The 23,763-nt window shown below is 74.0% G+C and carries 22 protein-coding genes; 16 read left to right on the forward strand and 6 right to left on the reverse strand.

The window, feature by feature from the left end; genetic code table 11:
* Positions 1-40: 40 nt before the first annotated feature.
* Positions 41-457, reverse strand: a complete 417-nt coding sequence (locus BM237_RS01695; RefSeq protein ID WP_093846962.1) for a DUF3592 domain-containing protein — start codon at positions 455-457, stop codon at positions 41-43.
* Between the two features lie 22 nt (positions 458-479).
* Entirely contained in the window at positions 480-1,523 is a 1,044-nt protein-coding gene (locus BM237_RS01700; RefSeq protein ID WP_093846964.1) for a hypothetical protein, read from the reverse strand.
* Positions 1,524-1,630: 107 nt separating this feature from the next.
* On the opposite strand from BM237_RS01700, the gene BM237_RS01705 reads away from it, so the two are divergent.
* The 7 genes from BM237_RS01705 (at position 1,631) to BM237_RS29110 (ending at position 8,519) form a co-directional block, all read left to right on the forward strand.
* Entirely contained in the window at positions 1,631-4,108 is a 2,478-nt protein-coding gene (locus BM237_RS01705) for a helicase C-terminal domain-containing protein (RefSeq protein ID WP_093846966.1), read from the forward strand.
* Between the two features lie 79 nt (positions 4,109-4,187).
* Positions 4,188-4,679, forward strand: a complete 492-nt coding sequence (locus BM237_RS01710; RefSeq protein ID WP_093846968.1) for a hypothetical protein — start codon at positions 4,188-4,190, stop codon at positions 4,677-4,679.
* A complete protein-coding gene (locus BM237_RS01715) occupies positions 4,676-5,029 on the forward strand; it encodes a hypothetical protein (RefSeq protein WP_093846970.1) in 354 nt (117 codons plus the stop codon). Before BM237_RS01710 ends, BM237_RS01715 begins: the two co-directional genes overlap by 4 nt.
* Before the next feature lie 221 nt (positions 5,030-5,250).
* The gene (locus tag BM237_RS01720; RefSeq protein ID WP_093846972.1) at positions 5,251-6,915 is read left to right on the forward strand and encodes a DNA repair helicase XPB; all 1,665 of its coding nucleotides are present in this window, start codon (positions 5,251-5,253) and stop codon (positions 6,913-6,915) included.
* A gap of 71 nt (positions 6,916-6,986) precedes the next feature.
* A complete protein-coding gene (locus tag BM237_RS01725; RefSeq protein ID WP_425443628.1) occupies positions 6,987-7,247 on the forward strand; it encodes a hypothetical protein in 261 nt (86 codons plus the stop codon).
* 118 nt (positions 7,248-7,365) lie between these two features.
* A complete protein-coding gene (locus tag BM237_RS01730; RefSeq protein WP_093846974.1) occupies positions 7,366-8,325 on the forward strand; it encodes a DUF2332 domain-containing protein in 960 nt (319 codons plus the stop codon).
* A 50-nt stretch (positions 8,326-8,375) separates the two neighbouring features.
* Positions 8,376-8,519, forward strand: coding sequence for a hypothetical protein (locus BM237_RS29110; RefSeq protein ID WP_175540844.1), 144 nt, complete (start codon positions 8,376-8,378; stop codon positions 8,517-8,519).
* A gap of 237 nt (positions 8,520-8,756) precedes the next feature.
* On the opposite strand, the gene BM237_RS01740 is transcribed toward BM237_RS29110, so the two are convergent.
* From BM237_RS01740 to BM237_RS30460, 4 genes are all read right to left on the reverse strand, one after another.
* A complete protein-coding gene (locus BM237_RS01740) occupies positions 8,757-9,068 on the reverse strand; it encodes a helix-turn-helix domain-containing protein (protein ID WP_175540845.1) in 312 nt (103 codons plus the stop codon).
* A complete protein-coding gene (locus tag BM237_RS01745; RefSeq protein WP_093846978.1) occupies positions 9,065-9,439 on the reverse strand; it encodes a type II toxin-antitoxin system RelE/ParE family toxin in 375 nt (124 codons plus the stop codon). Before BM237_RS01745 ends, BM237_RS01740 begins: the two co-directional genes overlap by 4 nt.
* Positions 9,440-9,541: 102 nt before the next feature.
* Positions 9,542-10,669, reverse strand: a complete 1,128-nt coding sequence (locus tag BM237_RS01750; RefSeq protein WP_093847383.1) for a glycosyltransferase 87 family protein — start codon at positions 10,667-10,669, stop codon at positions 9,542-9,544.
* 255 nt (positions 10,670-10,924) lie between these two features.
* Positions 10,925-11,230 (reverse strand): hypothetical protein, encoded by a 306-nt coding sequence (locus BM237_RS30460; RefSeq protein WP_425443629.1) that lies wholly within the window; start codon positions 11,228-11,230, stop codon positions 10,925-10,927.
* A gap of 427 nt (positions 11,231-11,657) precedes the next feature.
* On the opposite strand from BM237_RS30460, the gene BM237_RS01760 reads away from it, so the two are divergent.
* From BM237_RS01760 to BM237_RS01800, 9 genes are all read left to right on the forward strand, one after another.
* Positions 11,658-13,844 (forward strand): HelD family protein, encoded by a 2,187-nt coding sequence (locus BM237_RS01760; RefSeq protein WP_425443630.1) that lies wholly within the window; start codon positions 11,658-11,660, stop codon positions 13,842-13,844.
* Between the two features lie 72 nt (positions 13,845-13,916).
* Positions 13,917-14,396, forward strand: a complete 480-nt coding sequence (locus tag BM237_RS01765) for a hypothetical protein (RefSeq protein WP_139238047.1) — start codon at positions 13,917-13,919, stop codon at positions 14,394-14,396.
* A gap of 227 nt (positions 14,397-14,623) precedes the next feature.
* Positions 14,624-15,409, forward strand: coding sequence for an SGNH/GDSL hydrolase family protein (locus tag BM237_RS01770; protein ID WP_093846982.1), 786 nt, complete (start codon positions 14,624-14,626; stop codon positions 15,407-15,409).
* Positions 15,410-15,576: 167 nt separating this feature from the next.
* Positions 15,577-16,203: a LysE family translocator gene (locus tag BM237_RS01775; RefSeq protein ID WP_093846984.1), complete on the forward strand. Its 627-nt coding sequence runs from the start codon at positions 15,577-15,579 to the stop codon at positions 16,201-16,203.
* Between the two features lie 120 nt (positions 16,204-16,323).
* The gene (locus BM237_RS01780) at positions 16,324-17,346 is read left to right on the forward strand and encodes a helix-turn-helix transcriptional regulator (RefSeq protein WP_093846986.1); all 1,023 of its coding nucleotides are present in this window, start codon (positions 16,324-16,326) and stop codon (positions 17,344-17,346) included.
* Between the two features lie 210 nt (positions 17,347-17,556).
* Complete coding sequence (locus BM237_RS01785) at positions 17,557-18,753, forward strand: argininosuccinate synthase domain-containing protein (protein ID WP_175540846.1); 1,197 nt, start codon at positions 17,557-17,559, stop codon at positions 18,751-18,753.
* 54 nt (positions 18,754-18,807) lie between these two features.
* The gene (locus BM237_RS01790; RefSeq protein ID WP_093846990.1) at positions 18,808-19,791 is read left to right on the forward strand and encodes an aldo/keto reductase; all 984 of its coding nucleotides are present in this window, start codon (positions 18,808-18,810) and stop codon (positions 19,789-19,791) included.
* A complete protein-coding gene (locus BM237_RS01795) occupies positions 19,788-20,525 on the forward strand; it encodes a sulfotransferase-like domain-containing protein (RefSeq protein ID WP_093846992.1) in 738 nt (245 codons plus the stop codon). The genes BM237_RS01790 and BM237_RS01795 overlap by 4 nt, the downstream gene beginning before the upstream one ends.
* A gap of 164 nt (positions 20,526-20,689) precedes the next feature.
* The gene (locus tag BM237_RS01800; RefSeq protein ID WP_093846994.1) at positions 20,690-23,758 is read left to right on the forward strand and encodes a non-ribosomal peptide synthetase; all 3,069 of its coding nucleotides are present in this window, start codon (positions 20,690-20,692) and stop codon (positions 23,756-23,758) included.
* The last annotated feature ends 5 nt before the right edge of the window (positions 23,759-23,763 follow it).

Consider the following 23,763-nt stretch of genomic DNA (forward strand, 5'->3'; position numbering starts at 1 on the left):
GACGGACGGCCCCCGCATCCCGGGTTCCACGCCCGGGGTCTCAGACCGCTGTCGCCAGGTAGTGAATCCCGATGGCGCCGAAGACCAGGCCGACGCCGAAGGGCACCATGCAGAAGGCATAGAAGCCCTTGGGTGGCATCTCGCCGTTCACCACCGCCGTCGCCCTGCCTCGCGGGTCGTAGCGGACCTCGGCGGCCTCCCCAATGTGGACGGGTATGACCGGATGTGCGCCGGTCATCGCGAGCTGCCGCTCACCGTCCTCGTCCTCGTAGGCGATGACGCTGGACACCCAGCCGCCCGACGTCCAGCGCAGGTTGACGCACTCGCCCGCGGTGCGGACGCCGGTCCCCCCGTTGGCGAACCTGTCATTCCGCAGATGCGGCACCAGGAGTCTCGTCCCCAGGAGCCCGAGGCCGGCGCTCAGCACGGTGAAGAGAAGACCCAGGAACCCCTCCAACGCTTCTCCCCGTCCTGTCGCCCTACGCTCTCGGCCGCCGGGCCCGCCACAGCAGGTAGAGGGCGCTGGCGACGGCCGCGGCGCGCAGCGCCCAGGGCCAGGAGGCGGTGACCGCCTCGCCCAGCGCGTCCTCGGCTATCGGCTCCCCCCAGCGGCCCTCGGTGCGGCCCCACAGCCACACCAGCCCGGCGGCGGCGACCGTACCGGGCACGACCGTCACCGCCCACTTGGCCTCCTGGCGGCTCAGCCGGGGCGACCACCAGGCGGCCAGCCAGCCCAGGCCCAGCGGGATCAGCGAGCCCATCACCGCGCCCGCCACCAGCAGGGCGGCGGCCGCCAGCTCCACGGCGCCGCCGACGCGCGGCACGCGGGCCGTACGCGGTGCGCCGCCCGCCACCTTCGCCGTGCGTGGGCGCAGCGGGCGCGGCAGGCGCGCCCACCGGTTCCGCCCGGGTGCGGCCGGGGTCTCGTCCGCCGCGTCGGCGTCGGCGGCCTGCGCGGCCTCCGCCCTCCGCCGCGCCTCCTCCTTCTCTTTCTCCGGGGCCGGCGGGGGCTCGAGCACCTCCGGCAGCTCGATCCCGCCGTCGAAGCCGCCGACCGGACGCCGGCCACCCGGCGCGTACCGGGGGGCGCCCGGCCCCTCGCGCCACCAGTCGGGGTCGCTCTCCCGGGGGCCCAGCTCGTGGGCGGGCGCGAGATGGGGCGGCGAGGCGGCGGTCGACTGCTCCGGCGGTTTCGGCAGCGTGTCACCGCCGCGCGGCGCCGGCCCGCCCTCCGCCGGACGAGGCTCCACCGGCCCGTGCACCACCGGCCCGTGCACCCTGGGCTGCGGCACGGAGACGCCCGTGTCCGCGATCACGTCCTCCGGCCGCCCGATGCCGTCCAGGATCCGGCGCACCCCGGCCGCGGTGTGCGCGCCGCCCGCCTCGGCACGGCGCCGCTCGATGTCGGCGCGCACCCCGGCCACCAGACGCGCCCGCTCGGCGGCCGTCATGGCCGTGCCGTGCGCCAGATCTCCGATCCGGCTCAGATAGTCGAAGACCAGCTGTTCGCTCTCGATCCCCACCCGACACCTCAGCGGCTACTGGTCCCTGGCATCCGTACGCCACGACCGTACCCGCACCGTCCGCGCGCGGAACCGGTTGTCCACAGGCTGCCGGTACCGTTGTACGGATGACGACAGAGCCCGAAGCGCGGCGCCGAGCGGCTCCCCGCACGCTCGCCGACGAGCTGCGCTCCCGCCCCGACGACGAGCTCGCCGCCCTGCTGCGGGCGCGCCCGGACCTGCTCTCGCCCGTCCCCGGCGACCTCTCCCAGCTCGCCACCCGCGCGGGCGCCCGCACCTCTGTACTGCGGGCGCTGGAGCGGCTGGACCGCTTCGCCCTCCAGGTCGCCGAGGCGCTGGCCGTGGCGCCCGACCCCTGCCCGTACGGGGAGCTGGCCGCCCTGCTGCCCGGCGGGGAGGACCAACTGCCGCGCGCGCTGGGCCTGCTGCGCGAGCGGGCGATCGTCTGGGGCGGCGACGACCGGCTGCGCCTGGTGCGCACCGCCCGCGAGCTGCTCGCCCCGTCCGCGTCACGCCCTTCCCCCACCGGTCTGGGCCCGTCCCTGGCCGAGGCCACCGCGGGGATGTCGCCCGGCCGCCTCCAGGAGATCCTGACCGCCGCCGGGCTGCCCACCACCCACGACCCGGTGAGCGCGCTGGAGTCCCTGACCTCGCTCTTCGGCGACCGGGAGCGGATGGACGCCCTGCTGGGGCAGGCGCCCGAGGAGGCACGGGTCATGCTCGCCAAGCTGGTGTGGGGCCCGCCCTACGGCGAGGTCTCCGAGGTCCCCTCCCAGCCGGTGCGCTGGCTGCTGGACCGCGCCCTGCTGCTGCCGGCCGCGCCCCGCACGGTCGTACTGCCCCGGGAGGCGGCCCTGCACCTGCGCGGCGGCCGCGCCCACCGCTGCCTGGAGCCACTGCCGCCGCCCGTCGGGCCCGGCCGCGCCCGCACACCGGCGGTGGCGGACTCCGCCGGGGCGAGTCAGGCGCTGGCTGCACTGGCGGCCGTCGAGGAGCTGCTGGAGCTGTGGAGCACGGAGGCCGGCGCGCCGCCGGTGCTGCGCGCGGGCGGCCTGGGCGTACGGGACCTCAAGCGCACCGCCGTCGCGCTCGACGTGTCCGAGCCGGTCGCCGCCTTCTGGATCGAACTGGCCTACGCCGCCGGGCTGCTGGCCTCCGACGGCGAGGAGGGCGAGCGGTACGCGCCCACCCCCGCCTACGACGCGTGGCTGGAGGAGCCGCCCGAGCGACGCTGGACGCACCTGGCCCGCGCCTGGCTGGCGGCCACCCGGCTGGCCGGGCTGGTCGGCGGGCGCGACGCCCGCAGCCGGACGCTCGGCGCGCTCGGCCCCGGTCTGGACCGCGGTCCCGCGCCCGAGCTGCGCCGCCACACCTTGGGCCTGCTGGCCGCCGAGCCGGCGGGGACGGCTCCGGAGGCCGACGCGGTGGCCGCCCGGCTGGACTGGGAGTGCCCGCTGCGCGGCGGCGCGGAGCTGCGCGGCCGGATCGTGCGGTGGACGCTGACGGAGGCGGAGCTGCTGGGCGTGACCGGGCGCGGCGCACTCACCTCGTACGCGCGCCCCCTGCTGGACGAGCACGCCGCCGACGCGGGCGGAACCGACGCGGACACGGCGGGACCGGAACCCGGAACGGCCGGCCCGGAGGCCGCCGCATCCCTCCTGGCCCCGCTCCTGCCCGAGCCGCTGGACCACGTCCTGCTCCAGGCCGACCTGACGGCCGTGGCGCCGGGGCCGCTGCGCCGCCATCTGGCCGAGACGCTGAACACCCTGGCCGACGTGGAGTCCAAGGGCGGCGCGACGGTCTACCGCTTCACCCCCGGGTCGGTGCGCCGCGCCCTCGACGCGGGCCACGGCGCCGACGACCTGCACTCCTTCCTGGCCGCCCACTCCCGCACGCCCGTCCCGCAGCCGCTGGCGTACCTGATCGACGACGTGGCGCGGCGGCACGGCCGGCTGCGGGTGGGCGCGGCCGGCTCCTACGTCCGCTGCGACGACGACACGCTGCTCGCCGAGATCGCCGCCGACCGCCGCGCCGCCTCCCTGGGGCTGCGGCTGCTGGCGCCGACGGTGCTGGCCGCCCAGGCGGACCCGGCCACCCTGCTGGAGCGGCTGCGCGCCCTGGGATACGCGCCGGCCGCCGAGTCCGCCGGGGGCGATGTGGTGGTCCACCGCGCCGACGCCCTGCGCACCCCGCCGCGCACCGCGCCCGAGCCGGTGCCGGACGGCCCGCCCGCCCCCGGCGCCCCGCTGCTGGCCGCGGCCGTACGCGCCATCCGTTCGGGTGACGTGGCGGCCGGCGGCGCCCCGCCCCGGCCCCGTCGCCCCGTCCCGGCCGCTCCCGGCGGCCCGCCGCCGCGCACGCCCGCGGCCGACACCCTGGCCGTCCTGCGCGCCGCCGCCCGGCGCGGGACGGCGGTGCGGATCGGCCACGTGGACGCCGACGGCACCGCCGGTGAGCGCGTCGTCGAGCCCGTCCGCGTCGAGGGCGGCTTCGTCACGGCGTACGACCACACCGCCGAGGAGGTCCGCACCTACCCGCTGCACCGCATCACGGGCGCGGCGGCCCTGACGGACACCGACGACTGAACCCGGCCCGTGCACCCGTACGGGTGCACGGGAGTGAATTCACTGGATCCCCCATGACTTCTGAAGTACCTTCCAAGTCATGACCGCAACCCCCGTCGAAGCCAACTTCTCCGAGCTGATCCAGAAGCCCAAGGACACCGTCGCCCGCATGCAGACCGACATACGCAAGGGCATCCGGCTGCACCGGCGGGACGACGAGGACCTCTACCTGACCACTGCCGCCAAGGCCGACGAGGCCGTGCAGGTGGTGGACTCCACGACCCGCATGTTCGTCGCGCTGATGAAGGAGGAACCGCACGCGGTCGACCTGCTCACCAGAGCCTTCCCCGAGGCGTTCCCCTGGGTCCGGTTCCTGCCGGAGGGCTCCGTCCGGCAGTTCCTGATCGAGTTCGTCGAGACGGCCCGGGCCAGCACCGATCTGGGGACGGTGGGACCGATCGCCCAGGTGATAACGGAGTGGAAGCACACCGCCGAGGTGTATGCCGACCCTGAACTGCACAAGGCTCTGACCACCGACCACGGCGACGAGGACTTCGGTCCCGTCGGCGCACCGGAGGCGGCGGACACGTGAGCCTGGGCAAGGGGGATCCGGTACCGCCTCCTCCCGGCAAGGGGGAGTTCCACATCAGGTTCGGCAACCGGGAAGCCGCTGTGGGTTGGCGGGAGCTGTGCAAGAAAGCACCGGGCAACACGCTCGTCGCGTGGCAGGCGATGCGCACCGGTCCAGCTCCGGTGCCGCCTACACAGCGGCACCATCGTCTGAAAGGCGATCTGGCCAACGGCACCCGGAACGGCAAGGCCCTGCCGCAGTGGCAGATCGAGGTTACGGGCGGCGGGCGGCTCTGGTATCTGTTCGACGAAGGCGAGCAGACGTGCTGGCTGGTCCTGGCCAGAACGGGCCACCCACGCCAGACCGATTGACCAAGTGCCCTTGGGAGGTCGTGACCGCGCGCTCTTTCTTCCTGCCTCTCATGACATGGGCAGCGGCCCGCACCCTTGGGTTCGCACCGTCCGGTCGGCTGACGGCCGCCGCGGGGCAGCCGTCTGTCGGCCGGATGGGGCACACTGGACGGTCGGCCCGTGCGCCGGGTGTGCGCCGACCGCGCGCCGACCGAGCAGCCGAAGGCAGGAGGAGCCCCACCGTGACCGGACCGCTCATCGTCCAGAGCGACAAGACCCTGCTGCTGGAGGTCGACCACGAGCAGGCCGACGACTGCCGCCGCGCCATCGCGCCCTTCGCCGAACTGGAGCGGGCCCCCGAGCACATCCACACCTACCGGCTCACCCCGCTGGGCCTGTGGAACGCCCGCGCCGCCGGGCACGACGCCGAGCAGGTCGTCGACGCCCTGGTCACCCACTCCCGCTACCCGGTGCCGCACGCGCTGCTGGTGGACGTGGCCGAGACGATGGACCGCTACGGCCGGCTGCGGCTGCTCAAGCACCCCACCCACGGGCTGGTCCTGGAGTCCTCCGACCGGCCGGTGCTGGAGGAGATCCTGCGTTCCAAGCGGATCCAGCCGCTGGTCGGCACCCGTATCGACCCCGACACCGTCGCCGTCCACCCCTCCGAGCGCGGCCAGATCAAGCAGGCGCTGCTCAAGCTCGGCTGGCCCGCCGAGGACCTGGCCGGCTATGTGGACGGCGAGGCGCACCCGATCGAGCTGGTCGAGGACGGCTGGGCGCTGCGCCCCTACCAGAGGCAGGCCGTGGAGAACTTCTGGCACGGCGGCTCCGGCGTCGTCGTGCTGCCCTGCGGCGCGGGCAAGACGCTGGTGGGTGCGGGCGCGATGGCCACGGCGAAGGCCACCACGCTGATCCTGGTGACCAACACCGTCTCCGCCCGGCAGTGGAAGAGCGAGCTGGTGCGGCGCACCTCGCTGACGGAGAGCGAGGTCGGCGAGTACAGCGGCGCGAAGAAGGAGATCCGCCCCGTCACCATCGCCACGTACCAGGTGCTGACGACCAAGCGGAAGGGCGTCTACCCGCACCTGGAGCTGTTCGACTCCCGCGACTGGGGCCTGATCGTCTACGACGAGGTCCACCTGCTGCCGGCGCCGGTGTTCAAGTTCACCGCCGACCTCCAGGCCCGCCGCCGCATCGGCCTGACGGCCACGCTGGTGCGCGAGGACGGCCGCGAGTCCGACGTCTTCTCCCTCATCGGCCCCAAGCGCTTCGACGCCCCCTGGAAGGAGATCGAGGCGCAGGGCTACATCGCCCCGGCCGACTGCGTGGAGGTCCGTGTGGACCTCACCGAGTCCGAGCGGCTGGCGTACGCGACGGCCGAGTCGGACGAGAAGTACCGCTTCTGCTCCACCACGGCCTCCAAGCAGCGCGTCACCGAGGCGCTGGTGCGACGCCACGCCGGGCAGCAGACGCTCGTCATCGGCCAGTACATCGACCAGCTCGACGAACTGGGCGAGCACCTGGACGCGCCCGTGATCAAGGGCGACACCGGCAACGCGCAGCGCGAGAAGCTGTTCGACGCCTTCCGCTCGGGCGAGCTGTCGGTGCTGGTGGTCTCCAAGGTCGCCAACTTCTCCATCGACCTGCCCGAGGCCACCGTCGCCATCCAGGTGTCGGGCACCTTCGGCTCCCGCCAGGAGGAGGCCCAGCGCCTGGGCCGTGTGCTGCGCCCGAAGGCAGACGGCCACGAGGCCCGCTTCTACTCGGTCGTCGCCCGCGACACCGTCGACCAGGACTTCGCGGCCCACCGCCAGCGCTTCCTGGCCGAGCAGGGCTACGCCTACCGCATCGTGGACGCCTCCGAGCTGCTGGCGGGCGACGAGGAGCCCGACGAGGTCGGGTAGTCCCCCTCCCCGGCCTCCCCGGCCTCCCCGGCCTCACCGCGGAGCGGGGGACGAGCGGGCCGCCACATCCGGTGCGCCTGTGCGCGCACTACCTCCCCCACGGCGCCTGGCTGGAGGAGGGCGCGCTGCTGCGCGGCGCGGGACGGTCGGCGGGCGTCCCGGGGGCGCCGGCCCACGGCCGGGCCGATCCGAGCGGCCCGCTCGACACCGCGCGGGAGCTGTCCCGCGCCCGGCCGGACGCGGAGCTGACCGTCGTCGCCGAGGGTCAGCTCGGCGGCGCCACCACCCGCGCCTGCGTCCTGAACGCGCTGGACCGCTTCGCGGCGCGGTGACCGCTTTGCCGGTGGCGATGGCGATGGCGCCGGCGGTGACTCCCGCGGCCGTGTGAGGTGACGGACACTCCGTCCGAACCCCTCGTACGGCCCCGCTCACCGTGTCCATGATCGGTTCATGGACACGACAGAACGGTACCGGCGGTTCGCGGAACGGGAGGCCCGGGGCCACTCCCCGAGCTACGAGGAGCTGGCCGGGGCGATCGCCCGCGACGACCGCCTGACGGCCCTGATCGGCCGGTTGCCCGAGTCGAAACGGCAGCCGAACCTGCTGCTGGGCGCGGCACGGTTCCTCGGCGGCCCCACCGGCGACCCCGCCTCGTTCCGCCCCTGGCTGCTCGACCACTGGGACGAGGTGCGGGCGGTCGTACTGGAACGCCGCACCCAGACCAACGAGCCCGGCCGGTGCGCCGTACTGCTGCCGCTGCTGGCGGCCCTGCCCCAGCCACTGGCCCTGATCGAGGTCGGCGCCTCCGCCGGGCTGTGCCTGTACCCCGACCGCTATCGGTACTCCTACGACGGCCGGCCCGCGTTCGGCCCGGACGGCGGCCCGGTCACCCTGGACTGCCGCACGGCCGGTCCCGTACCGCTTCCCGCCCGGCCGCCGACGGTCGTCTGGCGGGCCGGGACGGACCTCAACCCCCTCGACGTGAGCGACGACGGCGACGTCCACTGGCTGGAGTGCCTGGTCTGGCCGGAGCAGACGCACCGGCTGCGGCGGCTGCGTGACGCCGTCCGCGTCGCCCGCGCCGAACCCCCGCACCTGGTGCGCGGGGACCTCAACGAGACCGTCCGCGGTCTGGTCGCCTCGGCCCCGGCGGGCGCCACGCCGGTGGTCTTCCACAGCGCGGTGCTGGCCTATCTGCCGCCCGGAGCGCGAGATGCCTTCGCCGAGACGATGCGTGCCCTGCCCGCCCACTGGATCTCCAACGAGTCCCCCGGCGCCCTGCCCTCCGTCGCCGAGCGCCTGCCCCGCCCGGCGCCCGCCGATCGCGCCTCGTTCGTCCTGGCCCTGGACGAACGCCCGGTGGCCTTCACGGGCCCGCACGGCCAGTCCCTGGAGTGGCTGGAAACCTGACCGGCCCGCTCCGCCCCCGCTACCTTTGCGGCGGACGAGAGGAGATCCCCGTGGCCGACGCCGACTCACGCGACCCCGCCGAGCGGACCCGCGCCCTACTGCGCGAGTGGAACGGCTACGACCCCACCGAGGACGAGGCGCGGCGTCTGGACGAGGAACTGGACAGACGCCTGGCCGAAGCCATGGACCGGTGACCGGCACTCAGAAGTACACAGGTCTGCCCTGCTGGACAAAACCGGTACGTGACCGACTACTCCACCCCGCCTTCCTCCGCAAGATACGGTGAGAAGTCACCTCGGTCGCACGTCGTGTCTGCAGCTGCTTGTTCCAAGCCATCGAGGATGCGCACCCACAGCACCGGGATCTGTCTCATGGGCTCCTCCCACTCCTCGGTCAGAGCCACCACGCCTCCGTCTGCGCTTTGTATGTCGTCATGCCGCATGCGCCACAAAGGTCACCAGGGTCTCCTCATCCTCGACGGACAGGTCCAACCTGGCATCGAGGGCATGGGCCAGCGCGCGCAGCAGGGCGACGGTGGGAGTCACCGCCCCTCCCTCGATTCGCTCGACCTCGGCCTCCGTCATTCCCGCCCGATGCGCGAGCTGCCCCTGTGTGAACCCGAGCGCGGTGCGGCGGTCGTACACGGCCTGCCCCAGCGCGATGGCCGCGCCTGCCTCGACATATGCGGGATCGGCTCGATGCTCGTCCGGAATCAGCCACTGCGTGTGATAACCCCTGCTCACAGCTGCTCCTTCCACGCGCGGTGGTACATCTCCTCGGCCGCCGAATGCTCAGCCTCGCACTCTTTCTGCGCCCAGAGAGCCCGTTGCACCTGCGTCTCCTCCCGCATCCGGGTCTTGCGGAAGACGGTCAGCAATACGATACGGCGTTGAGGGGCCAGCCAGTAGGTGACCCTTACGGCTTCGCTTCCCAGGATGAAGCGCAGTTCCCGCACCGGACCGTCAAGATGTCTCGAATACGGTTCACCCAGTGTCGTCGGGTGGTCGGCCAAGCGATCGGCATGTCGCTCCACAGTTCTGTAGTGGGGTATCGACAGAGAGGCCAACCAGTCCCGCACCTCGGGCTCCAACTCCAGCACCCAGCGTTCTCGCATGATGTCGAACGTAGGAACACGGCAGTCACGGTGGTCGCTTTCTCAGCGCCCTACATCAGAACGAGTGACGGCTTGTTCTCCTGTGACGGTCAAGGCGATGCCTTACTCCTCGTCTGCCCTCCCCGGCCGAGCCGATCGCAGGCGCCACGCCGCGCAGGCCATCAGGGCCAGGGCCAGGGGCGCGTACGGGGAGGCGAGCGGCTGCTGCCACCAGTGCAGGTGGAGGTCGAGGTCGCCGGAGTGGGGGACGAGCCAGTGCGTGCGGGCCGTGAAGAGCACGGCGACGGCGCCCGCGACGTACAGCGGCCACCGGCGGGACGGCGAGGCGGTGGCCGCCAGGACGGCGAGCAGCGGTACGCACCACACCCAGTGGTGGGACCAGCTGATCGGCGAGACCAGCACCGCCGTGCCCGCGACGGCGAGCACCCCCCAGCTCTCCCGCCCGCGCAGATGGGCGCGGCGGGCCAGCCACAGGCCCAGCAGCCCGACGACGGCCGCGGGCACGGCCCACCACAGACCGGGCTCGGGGCTGTGCAGGAGGCGGGCGGCCGCTCCCTGGAGGGACTGGTTGTCGACGATCCACGCCTTGCCGACGCGGCCGGTCTCGAACATCCGCCGCGTCCAGAACTCCACGCTCGCGCCCGGCAGGACGGCCGCGCCGAGCGCCGCCGTCCCCGCGAAGCCCGCCAGCGCCGTCAGCCCGGCACGGACGCGTCCGGTCAGCAGCAGATGGACGGCGAAGATCGCGGGGGTGAGCTTGATCCCGGCCGCGACGCCGATGGCCAGGCCCTTGCCGCGGGCACCGTCCGGGCGGCCGAGGTCCCACAGGACCAGGCAGGCCAGGGCGAGGTTGATCTGCCCGAAGACCATGGTCTGGAAGACCGGTTCCAGCCACAGGCCGACCGTCGTGGCGGCGATCAGGAGGGCGGGGGAGGTCCGCCGTCCGGCCAGGCGCAGGGAGAGGTGGACCAGCAGGGCCAGCAGCACGACGTTGCCGGCCGCGAAGAGGATCTGGACGGCGGGCAGGGGCAGCAGGGCGGTGGGGACGAACAGCAGCGCGGCGAAGGGCGGGTAGGTGGCGGGCAGGTCCCACTCGGTGACGGTGAAGCCGTACAGGTCGCGCCTCTCCGCGACGGCCTGCCCCTCGGCGCGGTAGACGAGCACGTCCACCAGGAAGCTGGGCTGTGCCGCGCAGACCGCCGCGAGCGCGGCGAGGGAGACCGCGAGCAGGGCGGCGGCGGCCCGGGTGCGGTGGTCGCCGTGCGTGCCGAGCGCGGCGCGTATCCGGGCGCGGGCGGTGCGGCCGCCGCGTGCGGTGCGGGCCGGGCGCTCGGAGTCGGCGCCGGTACCGGTGTCGGGTGTGGGCGCAGCCGGCACTCGGCCACCTCCTGGGTTCCGGTCCGTCGGTCGACGGTCGTCTCTCGGTCGTCCACGGCCACCGCCGCGGGGCGACCCTAACCGACGGTCCGGTGCGCCCGGCCGGTGTCAGGCGCGGGTCGCGGGCTCGTGCGCTCTGCCGCCGCGTGGCCCGCTGTCGCGGTCCCGGTCCTGCTCCGTGCCCTCCTCCGTGTCCTGTTCCCGGTCCTCTTCGCGCGCCTCCGCGTAGTCGCCGAGGACCGCGACGTCGAACGCCGCGGCGGCGAAGACGGAGATCGCCCGGACGGCGTCGCCCAGCAGATGGCGGCGGTGGCGGTGGCCGCCGTCGCCGCTCCGTGCGTCGAGCGCGGCGAGCGCGGTGGCGCCCGTGGACCGGCCGCCGGCTGTCTGGGGAGGGATGGGGGTGCTGTTCATGACTCCACGGGTTCGCAGTAGTTTCGCCCTATTGGTCCATATCCATCCTAGGTCTCACCACGGCTTTCCTCCGCCCGCAACCCGGCCCGTCCACCCTCCCCGCGTACGGGGGAAATCGTTCGCCCGCCGGGACGAGCGGGGCTAGAATCACGCGTCTCCCGCCTCCCGCGCCACGGCACCGAAGGGCGTGCGTTCCGCATGCCCGCGTGCCGCCGTGCCGCCGGGAAGGAGCCGGCCGGTCGGTACCGGCCGGCGGACCGCGCTCCCGGCGGCCGCGCCCTCGCCGGCCTCCGGCGGCCCGCAGCCCGTCGGTGCACGCGGTCCCCTCCGACCCTGTCGTCCACCGCACCCGGCGTGCGGCGCGGCCGCACGCCCGAGCGGCTCGCCCCGGCGCCGTCGTGCGCGCTTTTCCGCAGGAGGCCGCAACGTGCCCGCGCACGCCCCCGATCCGCACGCCCCCGATCCGCACGCCCCCGACTCGCCCGGCCGTGACACGCCCGGCCCCGACCCGCTCGACCCGCTCGACCCGCTCGACCCGCTCGAACGCGAACGCGCCCACCTGGCCGCCTCGCGCACCGCGCTGCGCGCCATGCGCCATGACGTCGAGTCGCTCGACATCAGGAACGTCACCGCCAACTGGGTGAACGCCGAGGTGCTCCAGCGCCAGATCGACGCCCGGATCGAGGCCCTGGCCGACCTCGCCGACACCCCACTGTTCTTCGGCCGCCTGGACTACACGGACTCCCCGGCGTCCCCCGGCGCCCAGGAGCACGGCGTTCCCGCGGCGGCCCGGTACTACATCGGCCGCCGCCACGTCCACGACGCCGACGGCGACCCGATGGTCATCGACTGGCGCGCCCCCGTCTCCCAGCCCTTCTACCGCGCCTCCAGGAAGAACCCGCAGGGCGTCGGCCTGCGCCGCCGCTTCGGCTACACCGGCGGCGAACTGACCGCGTACGAGGACGAGCGCCTGTCCGACCCGGACGAGGCCGAGAAGGCCAGCGCCCTGCTCAGGCGCGAGATCGAACGCCCGCGCGTCGGCCCGATGCGCGACATCGTGGCCACCATCCAGCCCGAGCAGGACGAGATCGTCCGTACCGGCGTCGACGGCACCGTGTGCGTCCAGGGAGCGCCGGGCACCGGCAAGACGGCCGTCGGCCTGCACCGCGTGGCGTACCTGCTCTACGCCCACCGCGAGCGCCTGGCCCGCACCGGGGCGCTGGTCATCGGCCCCAACCGGTCCTTCCTGCGCTACATCGAGCAGGTCCTGCCGGCGCTCGGCGAGCTGGCGGTGCGGCAGGCGACCGTGGAGGACCTGGTCGCCGAGTCGACGGGCGTGGAGGTGCGCGGCGTCGACGACCCGGAGGCCGCCCGGATCAAGGGCGACGCCCGCATGGCCGAGGTGCTGCGCCGCGCGGTCCGCTCGGGCGTGACGATGCCGGCCGAGCCGTGCGTCGTCGTCCGCGGCTCGCGCCGCTGGCGCGTCCCGGCGTACGAACTGGAGGAGATCGTCCGCGAGCTGCTGGAGCGCGGCATCCGCTACGGTGCCGCCCGCGAGGCCCTGCCGCAGCGCGTCGCGCACGCCGTGCTGACGCGCATGGAGCGGTCGGGCGAGGCCCCCGACGACCGGGTGCAGAACGCGGTGGCACGCAACACGGCGGTGAAGTCCCTGGTCAAGGCCGTGTGGCCGGAGGTCGATCCGGCGAGGCTGGTGCTGCGGCTGCTGTCGGACGACGGCTTCCTGGCCGAGTGCTCCGAGCGGATCCTCACCGACGAGGAGCGCAAGGCGATCCTGTGGACGAAGCCGCCGCGCGGGGTGCGGTCGGCGAAGTGGTCGGCCGCCGACGCCGTACTGATCGACGAGGCCACCGACCTGGTGCGGCGCACCCCCTCGCTCGGCCACGTCGTCCTGGACGAGGCGCAGGACCTGTCCCCCATGCAGTACCGGGCGGTGGGCCGCCGCTGCACCACCGGATCGGCGACGGTGCTGGGCGACCTGGCGCAGGGCACCACGCCGTGGGCGACCGCGAGCTGGGCCGAGGCCCTGTCCCACCTGGGCAAGCCGGACGCGGCGGTGGAGGAGCTGACCCGGGGCTTCCGTGTGCCGCGCGAGGTCATCGCCTACGCCTCCCGGCTGCTGCCGCACATCGCGCCGGGCCTGTCCGAGGCGACCTCGATCCGCGACGCGGCGGGCTCCCTGCGGGTGCGGGCGGTGGCGGTGGAGGAGTTGGACGGCACGGTGGTGGACGCCTGCCGCGAGGCGCTGGAGCGTGAGGGCTCGATCGGCCTGATCGCCGCCGACGCCCGCGTCCCCGCCCTGGCCTCGGCCCTGGACGCCGGCGGCGTCCCCCGCCTCACCCCTGGGACGGAGACGGACGCCGACACCCGCCTCACCCTCGTCCCGGCGACCCTGGCCAAGGGGCTGGAGTACGACCACGTGGTCCTGGACGAGCCGGCCGCCGTCGTCGACGGCGAACCGGACGAGCGCACCGGCCTGCGCCGCCTGTACGTCTGCCTCACCCGCGCGGTCTCCGGCCTCGCGGTCGTCCACGCCGCGCCCCTGCCCGAGCCGCTGCGCGACGGGGGTGACGGGAGCAACGGGGGTGACGCCTGACGGGACGCCGGGCGACCCGCGGGCAACCATCGGCCCGGCGGGGCCGTCCTACCCGGTGGAGAGGGGAGAGAGATGACCGATGTGACAGTGGGGCGGGCCGGGCGTCCGAGAACGGTGGAGGCGGCGTTCGTGCTCTCGCTCGCGGCGATCGCTCTCCAGGTCGTCGTCTGGGTGCTGGGCTCGTTCGTCGTCTCCCCCACCGGGTTCGAGGAGCTGCGCGGCGAGTTGGGGCGGGACGGCGCGACCCGGCAGCTCGCCGTGTCCGCCGGTTTCCTGGCCGTCCTCGGCGCCCTGTGGCTGCTGTTCTGCCTCAGGATGCGCGCGGGCGACGGACGGGCCCGGATCGCGCTCACCGTCGTCGGCCTTCTCAGCGGGCTGTTCTTCCTCAACACCCTGAGCACGGACGGATTCCGGTGGACGGCGGACGGCGGTATCGGCGATCTGCTGCTGACCGACGTCCTGCCGGACCTGCCGGCGGCCGGGGCCATCGTGATGATGTTCCTCCCGGCCTCCAACGCCTACTTCTCGGCGGCGCGGCGAGAGGGGCGGTAGGCCGCTCGGATGCCCGCGCCCGTCAGCGCGGGCACGGGCGCGGGCACGGGCACGGGCACCTGAGCGTCTGTCGGGGACTTCCCGTGATCGTCGCACGATCACATGAACCCGCACCGCATCACCCGCCCGGGTGTCGGGACCGGCGATTTCACCGATTCCAGGGGCGGTTCGGGGCGGTAATGGTGTGACGCCCCCTCACACCCTGTGCATGTCTCCTGGAGGAAACCATGCGCGTCCCCCGTCTCCTCACCACCGCCCTGCTGGCCCTGGCGACGGCGTTCGCCGTACCGGCCGTCCCCGCGTCCGCCGCCGAGGACGCCACGCAGAACGCCGCCGAGAACTACGTGGCCCTCGGCGACTCCTACTCCTCCGGCACCGGCGCCGGAGACTACTCCGACCTGCTGTGCACCCGCAGCGGCAACGCCTACCCGGCCCGGTGGGCGCAGACGTCCGCGCCCGCGTCCTTCACCTTCGCCGCCTGCGGCGGGGCGAAGATCCCGGACGTGCTGAACAACCAGGTCCGGTATCTGGACCAGAGCACGACGCTGGTGAGCATCAGCATCGGCGGCAACGACTCCGGATTCGCCTCCATCATGCTGACCTGCATGTTCTCCTCGCAGTCGACCTGTGAGCAGAGACTGGACGAGGCCGCCGACTACGCCCGGAACGAGCTGCCCGGCGAGCTGGACGCCCTGTACGCCACCATCCGCGACCGCGCGCCGAACGCCGAGGTCGTCGTCGTGGGCTACCCGCACCTCTACAAGGAGGGCGGCTTCTGCCTGAGCATGGGCTCGGGCAAGCGCGAGGCGATCAACGACGGCTCGGACGTGCTCAACCAGGTGATCTCCGGCCGCGCCGCCGCCGCCGGGTTCTCCTTCGCGGACGCCCGTCCCGCCTTCGCCGGGCACGAGATCTGCACGAGCGACCCGTGGATCAGCTCCTCCAACATCCACCCGACGGCCGAGGGCCACGAGAAGGGCTACCTGCCGGCCTTCTCCGCCGTGGTCCGGTAGGGCGCGCCCGCGCCCGGCTCCCCTTCCTCTCCGCTGGGGCGGGGGCCGGGCGGCCTCGTCCCCCCGGTCCGCCGGCGGGAGGGAATCCCGCCGACGGACCGGTAGCGGTTGCGCGCGGCGGCCCGGCTGTCTAAGTTCCGAACGGTCGGCCGGATCAGAGGGGGAACATGTTCGGGTTAGGACTGGCGTCCTACGCGGTCTTCGTCATGGCGGTGCTGGTCATCTGCGTCACTCCCGGCCCCGACATGGTCTACATCCTCACCCACGGCATCAGCCAGGGCACCAGGGCCGGTCTGCTGGCGTCGCTCGGCATGTCGGCCGGGATGGCCTGCCACACCCTCGCGGTCTCGCTGGGGCTGGCCACCCTCGTCCAGTCCTCGGAGACGGCCTATCAGGTGCTCCGCTACGCCGGGGCCGTGTACCTGCTCTACCTGGCCTGGCACACGCTGCGGGACTCCTCCGGGACCACCTTCGACGGCGAGCACACGGCCGCGTCACCGATGACGGTCTTCCGCAGGGCGACGATCGTCAACCTGCTCAACCCGAAGATCGTCATCTTCTACCTCGCCTTCCTGCCGCAGTTCGTCACGCCCTCCGCGGGAAGCCCCGCCCTCCAGCTGCTGGTGCTGGGCGCGACGTTCACCGTGATCGGGCTGCTGGTCGACTGCGTGGTCGCGCTGCTCTCGGGCCGGATCGGGGAGCGGCTGCGGAAGCGGCCCGGCTCGGGCACCTGGCTGAACCGGCTCGCGGGTGTCGTCTTCCTCGGTCTCGCCGCCAAGGTCGCCATCGCCTGAGCGGCCGTCCTCCCGCCCGTCGTCCCCCGCCGTCCCCCGCCGTCCACCGACCGGGAGCCCCGCGGACGTGCCGGACCCGGTGTGGGGACGCAGACAGCCGAAGATTCGGAAGAGCGCCCCATGTGCACCGTCACGACCAGCACGCCCGCCACCGCGGCCGCGCCCGGCCGCCCGGGGTCCGACATCTGCGACGAGGGCGACGCCTTCTACCGGCAGGCGCTGACCCGGGGCTGCGTGCCCGCCGGGCAGGCGCCCGGCTGTCTGCTCGAACTGGGGTTGCTGCGCCGGTCGCCCGAGAGCCCCGGGACGCTGGTGCCCGTGCCGCCGGACATCGCCGCCGCCAGGCTCGCGCGTCCGATCGAGCGGGCCATCCTGGAGCAGGAGCAGGCCCTGCGGTCGGTCCGGTCGGTGCTGGCCCGCGCGGAGGCGGTGTACCGGCAGATCGGCCGGGAGGTCAACCGCACCGCGGACCTGCTGCTCGGCGAGGAGGCCGTCGACCGGGCCCTGCGCCGGGCCGCCCAGTCCTGCGGAAGCGATGTGATGACCGCTCAGCCGGGCGGCGGGCTGGGGGAGGAGACGCTGGCCCGGACCCTGCCGGAGGCGCTGGACCTGTGCTCCAGGGGGGTACGGCAGCGGGTGCTGTACCAGCACACCGTGCGCTCCCACGGCCCGACGCTCGCCTACGCGGAGAAGATCACCGCGGCCGGCGCCGAGGTGCGCACACTGGCCGAGGCGTTCAGCCAGGTCACCGTCTTCGACGGCGCCGTCGCCTTCATACCCGCCGCTCAGGAGCACCAGCCGGCGGCCCTGTCCGTGCATCACCCCGCGATCGTGCGCCACCTGGTGAACGCCTTCGACTGCGCGTGGGACCGGGCCGAGCCCGTCTTCCGGGGCACGGACCGGTGGCAGCCGCACGCGTTCACCTCGCAGACCCGGCGGGCCGTACTGCGCCTGATGGTGGAGGGGCACACCGACAAGGCGATCGGGAGCCGGCTGGGCGTGAGTCCCCGCACCGTGGCCAACCACATCAAGTGGGCCGCCGACCACTTCAGGGCCGGCAGCCGGGCCCAACTGGGCTACCTGCTCGCCCGGTCCGGGCTCCTGGACTCCCAGCGGCCCGACGAGCGCGCCCGGTTCGGCTGAACGGCGTACCGCCGAAGGCGCGGCGCGGGATGCCGGGCGGTTCCGGGTTGGCCCGGTTTCCGCCCATGTACAACGCCTTCAGGTTTACGCATTGCAGCATCATGCCCCGCGGTACTCACTTCCCCCGTCCACGCGGGTTGGACAGCATGTCCCCGTACCGCACGGCCCGGTGCGAACACCGGAGCGCAGGCGCATCTCCCTGGAGGATGGGTGGACCTCTCGCTGTCCGAACTGAAGCGGCGGAAGATCGGAATCTGCCTCTCCGGAGGGCTTTCCTCCCTCGCGCTGGCCTCCTGGCTGCACGACGGCGGATACGACGTGGAGGCGTTCGTCCTCGACATCGGCCAGTGCCCGGAGAAGGACTTCCGTGAGTTCACCGGCGCGGTGCGCGCGGCCGGCATACCGGTGCACGAGGTGGACGCCCGGCGCGTCATGGCCGACGCGGCGCTCGACGTCGTCGCCTTCCAGGCCCACTACGACGGGGGCTACTGGAACACCACGGGCCTGTCCCGGGCCGTCATCGTCGAGCGCGTGGTGCCCGAGCTGCGCCGGGCCGGCGCCGGCGTACTGGCGCACGGCTGCGTCGGCGGCGGCAACGACCAGCGCCGCTTCGAGCGCTACGGCGCGCACTTCGCGCCGGACCTCGCGGTCTTCGCCCCCTGGCGCGACCCGGAGGTGCTGGCCGCCCTGCCCGACCGGGAGGCGATGGCCCGTCGGATCACCTCGGCGGGCCTGGTGTGCATGCCGGGCAACACCGCGGAGCACTCCGTCGACGGCAACCTCGCGGGCACCTCCCACGAGGACGCCGGCCTGGAGGACCTGGGCACCACGCCGGCGGACCTGGAACGGCTGATGGGCGTGTCGCCCCGGCAGGCGCCGGACCGGGTGGAGACGGTCTCCGTCACCGTCGAGCGCGGCCGCCCGGTGGCCCTCGACGGCCGCCGCCTGCCGCCGGAGGAGCTGCTGGAGCTGGCCAACACCGTCGGCGGGCGGAACGGGCTGGGCCTGACCGACGTGGTGGAGCACCGCATCAACGGCACCAAGTGCCGCGGTGTGTACGAGGCGCCGGGCATGGAGCTGCTGTCGCACGCGGTGCGCGCCGCCCACGAGACGGTCACCGACCGGGGCGCCGCGGACACCGCGCGGTTCCTCGCCCGGCAGCTCGCGGTCTGCGTCTACGAGGGGACGGCGCACGGCCGTACCGCCCGGGCGGCGCGGGCCGGTCTGGCCGAGATCGCCGGCCCGGCCGACGCCACCGTCCGGCTCGAGCTCTACAAGGGCGGCGTCATCGGGCGGGCGCTGCCGGAGATCGGCCCGGGCGCCGACGTCCTGCGGCAGCGCCGGTTCACCGGCGGAGGCGGCCACAACTGGGACTCGGCGCCCCTGGCGGGGCCCGCCCCGGACTGACCCGCGGGCGGCTTCCGCGCTTTCCTGTCCACTCGCTCTCAGGGGGAAACAGACATGCTTCAGCGCACGTTCGGCCGGCTGGGCTGGCGGGTCGGGGAGATCGGCTACGGGATGTGGGGGGTCGGCGCCGGTCCCGGCGGCTGGCAGGGGGCGGACGACGAGACGAGTCTCGCCGCCCTCCAGCTCGCCGTGGACCTCGGCTGCGACGCCTTCGACACCGCGTGGATCTACGGCCGCGGACACAGCGAGGTCCTGCTGGGGAAGCTCCTCGCGGCCAACCCGGGCAAGGGCCTGAGGGCCTTCACCAAGATCCCTCCCAAGGACCGGCGGTTCCCCTCCACCAGGGATTCCGACGTCGACGACGTGTTCCCGTACGACCACGTCATGGAGTACACCGAGAAGAGCCTGCGCAACCTCGGCGTCCCCCGGGTGGACCTGATGCAGTTCCACGTGTGGGAGGACCACTGGGCGCGGGACGAGCGCTGGCTGACCACCGTGGAGGCGCTGCGGTCCTCGGGCATGGTCGACGGGATCGGCGTCAGCATCAACCGCTGGGAGCCCTGGAACGCGACGGAGGTCCTGCGGACCGGCCTGATCGACAGCGTCCAGGTCATCTACAACATCTTCGACCAGGCGCCCGAGGACGAACTCTTCCCGCTCTGCCGCGAGCTGGGGATCGGCGTCATCGCCCGCGTCCCGTTCGACGAGGGCACCCTGACCGGGACGCTGACGAAGGACACCACCTGGCCCGAGGGCGACTGGCGGGCCTCCTACTTCGTGCCCGAGAACCTGGACGCCAGCGTGGACCGCGCGGAGGCGCTGAAAAGAATCGTCCCCGAGGGCATGACGCTGCCCGAACTGGCCCTGCGCTTCATCCTGCACAACGACGACGTGCACACCGTGATCCCCGGCATGCGCCGCCCCGGGCACGTCTCCGCCAACATCGCGGTCAGTGACGGCCGCCGGCTGCCCGAGGAGCTGATGCGCGAGCTGCGCGCCCACCGCTGGGACCGGGAGCCGACGGAGTGGTCGCAGTGAGCGCCCCCGTACGGCCGGCGGTGCTGGCCCTGTGGTCCCCGCCGCGGGCCATGTCGACGGCCTTCTTCCGGATGATGGTGCAGCGCGGCGACTTCCGCGCCTACCACGAGCCGTTCTCCGAACTGGCCGCCGGGCACCACGTCGAGGTCGGCGGACGGCGCCTGACCACGCCGGAGGAGGTGCTGCGGGGGTTCACGGCGGAGTCGGCGGGGACGCCGGTGTTCTTCAAGGACACCACCGAGTACCCGCACGCCCACCTCTTCGACGCGCTGCCGCTGGCCGAGAACGTCACGCACACCTTCATCGTCCGCGACCCCCGGCGCGCCATCGAGTCGCACTACGCGGTGAACCCCGAGGTGAAGCTCGCGGAGATCGGATTCGAGCACCAGTACGAGATATTCGACCGGGTCCGCCGGGAGACGGGGCGCGATCCCGTCGTGGTCGACGCCGACGTCCTCGTCGAGCGCCCCGGCGACACCGTCCGCGCCTACTGCGAGGCCGTCGGCATCCCCTACGACGACCGGGCCCTGTCCTGGCAGTCGGGAGAGCGCTCCGAGTGGAGCCGCACCAGCCGGTGGCACCAGGACGTCGCCCGCAGCTCCGGCTTCCGGCAGAGCGGCCGGCGCCACGCCGTCACGGTCGACGACAGCCCGGTGCTGGCCGGCTACCTCCGGCACCACCTGCCCTTCTACGAGGAGCTGCGCTCCCGCTCCCTCGTCCTGCCCGCCGCCTGAGGGTCCGCGCGCCACCGCGAGCCCCACCGCACGCCGCACGCCCCGCCGCGCGCCCCGTCGCGCGGCGGCCCGTGTGCCCGCATCCGCACAGCCCGCACCCGCACCGCGGAGCAGTCCTGGAAACGCCTGGAAACGCCTGGAACCACACTCGATTGGGGTCCACGATGCCAGCCAGCACGTCCTCGTCCGCACTGCCCGATCCCAACGGACGCCGCGCGCCGTACCCGCGGGGCACCGCGACGACCCTGCACCTGATCGAGGAGCAGGCCCGTGCCACCCCCGACGCCGACGCGCTGTACTACGACGGCGTGACGCTGAGCTACCGGGAGCTGGACCGAAGGGCCAACTTCCTGGCCGCGATGCTCGTGGAGCACGGCGCGCGCCGGGAGACGCTGCTTCCCCTGCTGGTGAGCGACGGGATGGAGCTCCCGCTCACGATGGTCGCGGCGATGAAGGCCGGCGTCCCCTTCATCCCCTTCGACCCGGGCTGGCCCCGGGAGCGGATCGGCGCGCTGCTGCGGGGCCTGGGCACCGACATCGCCGTCGTCTCCCCGCGCACCCCGGCCCCGGCGGCCGGCTGCGCCCGCGCGCTGGTGGCCGACCACCGGAAGCTGGACGGCACCGACACCGCCCCCGCCGGCGGCCGCCCCGGCCGCACCGACCTCGCCTACGGCTTCTTCACCTCGGGCACCACGGGCCTGCCCAAGTGCACGCTCAACGTGCACCGCGGCCTGCTCAACCGGTTCCTCTACATGACCCGCAGGTTCGGCGCCGGGCACGTGGCGCTCCAGAACAGCCGGTCGGTCTTCGACTCGTCGCTGTGGCAGTTGCTGTGGCCGCTGACCATGGGCGGCAGCGTCGTCATGCCGCGCCGCGACGGGCTGCTCGACCTGGAGCGCACCGTCGACCAGATCGGCCGCCACGGGGTGACGATCACCGACTTCGTGCCGTCGATCTTCACCGTGCTCGTCGACCTGCTCGCCTCGGACCCGGCGCTGGTGCGGGCGGCCGGCTCCCTGCGGCACGTCCTGCTGGGCGGCGAGGCGATCAACGTGGAGGCGGTCCGCGGGTTCCACGAGCTGCTGCCCGGCACGGCGATCACCAACACCTACGGCCCCACCGAGGCGTCGATCGGCAGTGTCTTCCACACCGTCACCGCGGGCGCCGGCGGTGACGGCGGTGACGGTGGCGCCGTCGGTGAGATACCCGTCGGCCGCCCCATCGACAACACCTCGGCGGTGGTCGTGGACTCCTCGATGCGGCGTCTGGGCACGGGGGAGACGGGCGAGATCCTCATCGGTGGCGACTGCCTGGGCCTGGGCTATCTCGGCGACCCGGAGCGGACTGGGGCCGCGTTCGTGCCCAACCCCTTCCCCGACATCCCCGGGGAACGCCTCTACCGCACCGGCGACCTCGGCCACTACCGGGCCGACGGCTGCCTGTACTTCGTGGGGCGGCGCGACGACCAGCTCAAGGTGCGCGGGGTGCGGATCGAGCCGGCGGAGGTCGAGCGGGCGCTGCTGACGCTGCCGGGGGTCCAGGACGTGCGGGTCGTGCTGCGGGGCGAGGCCGACGGCCAGACCCTGGTCGCGGCCGTGGTCGCCCGCGAGGACCTCGATCTCGCGGACACCAGGGCGCGGGCCGGGAAGCTGCTCCCGACCGAGCTGGTGCCCGACCGGTTCGTGCGGATCGAGAGCATGCCCCTGTCCCCCAACGGCAAGGCCGACCGCCGGGCGCTGGCGCTGCTGCTCGACGGGCCGGACACGGCGGAGCGGGCCACGGCGGAGCGGGCCACGGCGCCCGGGAGCGCCGCCGCCGGGGGCGGGCCGGCGTCCGGCGGCGACCCGGAGGAGGCGGTCCGCTCCCTGTGGGCCGAGCTCCTGGGCGTCACCCCCGGTGCCCGGGACGGCTTCTTCGAGATCGGCGGCACCTCCCTCAGCGCCCAGCGGCTCGTACTGCGCCTGCGCGACCTGTTCGGCCTGCGCCTGTCGGTGCGGGACATCGCCGAGGCGCCGACCGTCGCCGCCCAGGTCCGTCTGATCGCCCGGGGCGGGCCGGAGACCGGGGAGGCGGCCGTACACCGGGAGATGCTGGCCGACGCGGCCGCTCTCGAACCGGCCTCCCCGGCGGCCGTACCACCCCCGCGGTCCGCGGCCGTCGCCCCGCCCCGGCACATCCTCCTCACCGGCGGCACCGGCTTCATCGGCATCCATCTGCTGGACGAGCTGCTGCGGTCCACGACGGCCACGGTCGCCTGCCTGGTCAACGCCGAGGACGACGCGGCCGCCCGCGCCCGGCTCGACGCCCGCGCCCGCCACTACGGCCTGCCCGTCGGCAGCGGCGACGACCGGGTCCGGGTCGTGCGCGGCGACCTCGGCGCCGAGGGGTTCGGGCTGTCCGGGGCCGGCTTCCGGGAGCTGGCCGAGTGGACGGACACGATCGTGCACGCGGGCGCGGAGGTGAACCTCGTCTACCCCTACCGCCGTCTACGCGCGGTGAACGTGCTCGGCACCCGCGAGGTGATCCGGCTCGCCCGCACCGGCCCCGGGCCGGCCAGTCCCGTGCACCACCTGTCGACGCTCGGCATCCTGCCGCGCGTTCCCCGTGACGGCTCGGTGCTCGACGAGAACGCCTTCCCCGCGGCCGAGGAGGTGCCGGGCGACGGCTACAGCCGGAGCAAGTGGGTAGCCGAGGCGCTGCTGCGCGAGGCCCGGCGGCGGTACGGCCTCCCGGTGAGCCTGTACCGCATGGGCGAGGTGATGCCGCACTCGCGCACCGGCGTCCTCAGCCACGGCGGCAGCCTCGCCGAGTTCGTCCTGACGGCGTGCGCGGAACTCGGTGTCCGCTTCGAGACGGGCGCACGGGGTGACTTCACCCCGGTGGACAACGTCGGCCGGTTCATCTCGGCGGCGGTGCTCGAGCGCCGCCTGGGCGAGACCTTCCACGTGGTGCAGCGGGAGCCGACCCGGCTGGACGACCTCATGGGGCGCTTCGGCCCGGCGCGCGAACCGCGGCACGTGACGTACCGGGAGTTCTGCGAACTGGTCGCGGCGCACGGCTCCCCCTCGCTCCAGCGGCTGGCCATGGTCCTGCCCGATCCGGACGACGGGTCGGGGGACCTCGGCGGGCTCTTCCGGGACGTCCCCTCCCCCGGATTCGGCCGCAACTGCCACGAGCTGGTGCGGTCCCTGGGCGTGGAGTGGCGCGAGGCCGTCCCCGCCGCGGACGGCTGAGCGGG

Origin of the sequence: Streptomyces mangrovi (genome assembly GCF_900114215.1) — a bacterium.
GTDB classification, from domain to species: Bacteria; Actinomycetota; Actinomycetes; order Streptomycetales; family Streptomycetaceae; genus Streptomyces; species Streptomyces barkulensis.

Excerpts from the sequence above, each read along its gene's own strand:
- BM237_RS01705 (WP_093846966.1), top strand. The coding sequence starts at position 1,631 with ATGACGACAGAGCCCGAAGCGCGGCGCCGAGCGGCTCCCCGCACGCTC.
- BM237_RS01710 (WP_093846968.1), top strand. The coding sequence starts at position 4,188 with ATGACCGCAACCCCCGTCGAAGCCAACTTCTCCGAGCTGATCCAGAAG.
- BM237_RS01730 (WP_093846974.1), top strand. The coding sequence starts at position 7,366 with ATGGACACGACAGAACGGTACCGGCGGTTCGCGGAACGGGAGGCCCGG.
- BM237_RS01745 (WP_093846978.1), bottom strand. The coding sequence starts at position 9,439 with ATGCGAGAACGCTGGGTGCTGGAGTTGGAGCCCGAGGTGCGGGACTGG.
- BM237_RS30460 (WP_425443629.1), bottom strand. The coding sequence starts at position 11,230 with ATGAACAGCACCCCCATCCCTCCCCAGACAGCCGGCGGCCGGTCCACG.
- BM237_RS01765 (WP_139238047.1), top strand. The coding sequence starts at position 13,917 with ATGACCGATGTGACAGTGGGGCGGGCCGGGCGTCCGAGAACGGTGGAG.
- BM237_RS01770 (WP_093846982.1), top strand. The coding sequence starts at position 14,624 with ATGCGCGTCCCCCGTCTCCTCACCACCGCCCTGCTGGCCCTGGCGACG.
- BM237_RS01775 (WP_093846984.1), top strand. The coding sequence starts at position 15,577 with ATGTTCGGGTTAGGACTGGCGTCCTACGCGGTCTTCGTCATGGCGGTG.
- BM237_RS01780 (WP_093846986.1), top strand. The coding sequence starts at position 16,324 with ATGTGCACCGTCACGACCAGCACGCCCGCCACCGCGGCCGCGCCCGGC.
- BM237_RS01790 (WP_093846990.1), top strand. The coding sequence starts at position 18,808 with ATGCTTCAGCGCACGTTCGGCCGGCTGGGCTGGCGGGTCGGGGAGATC.
- BM237_RS01800 (WP_093846994.1), top strand. The coding sequence starts at position 20,690 with ATGCCAGCCAGCACGTCCTCGTCCGCACTGCCCGATCCCAACGGACGC.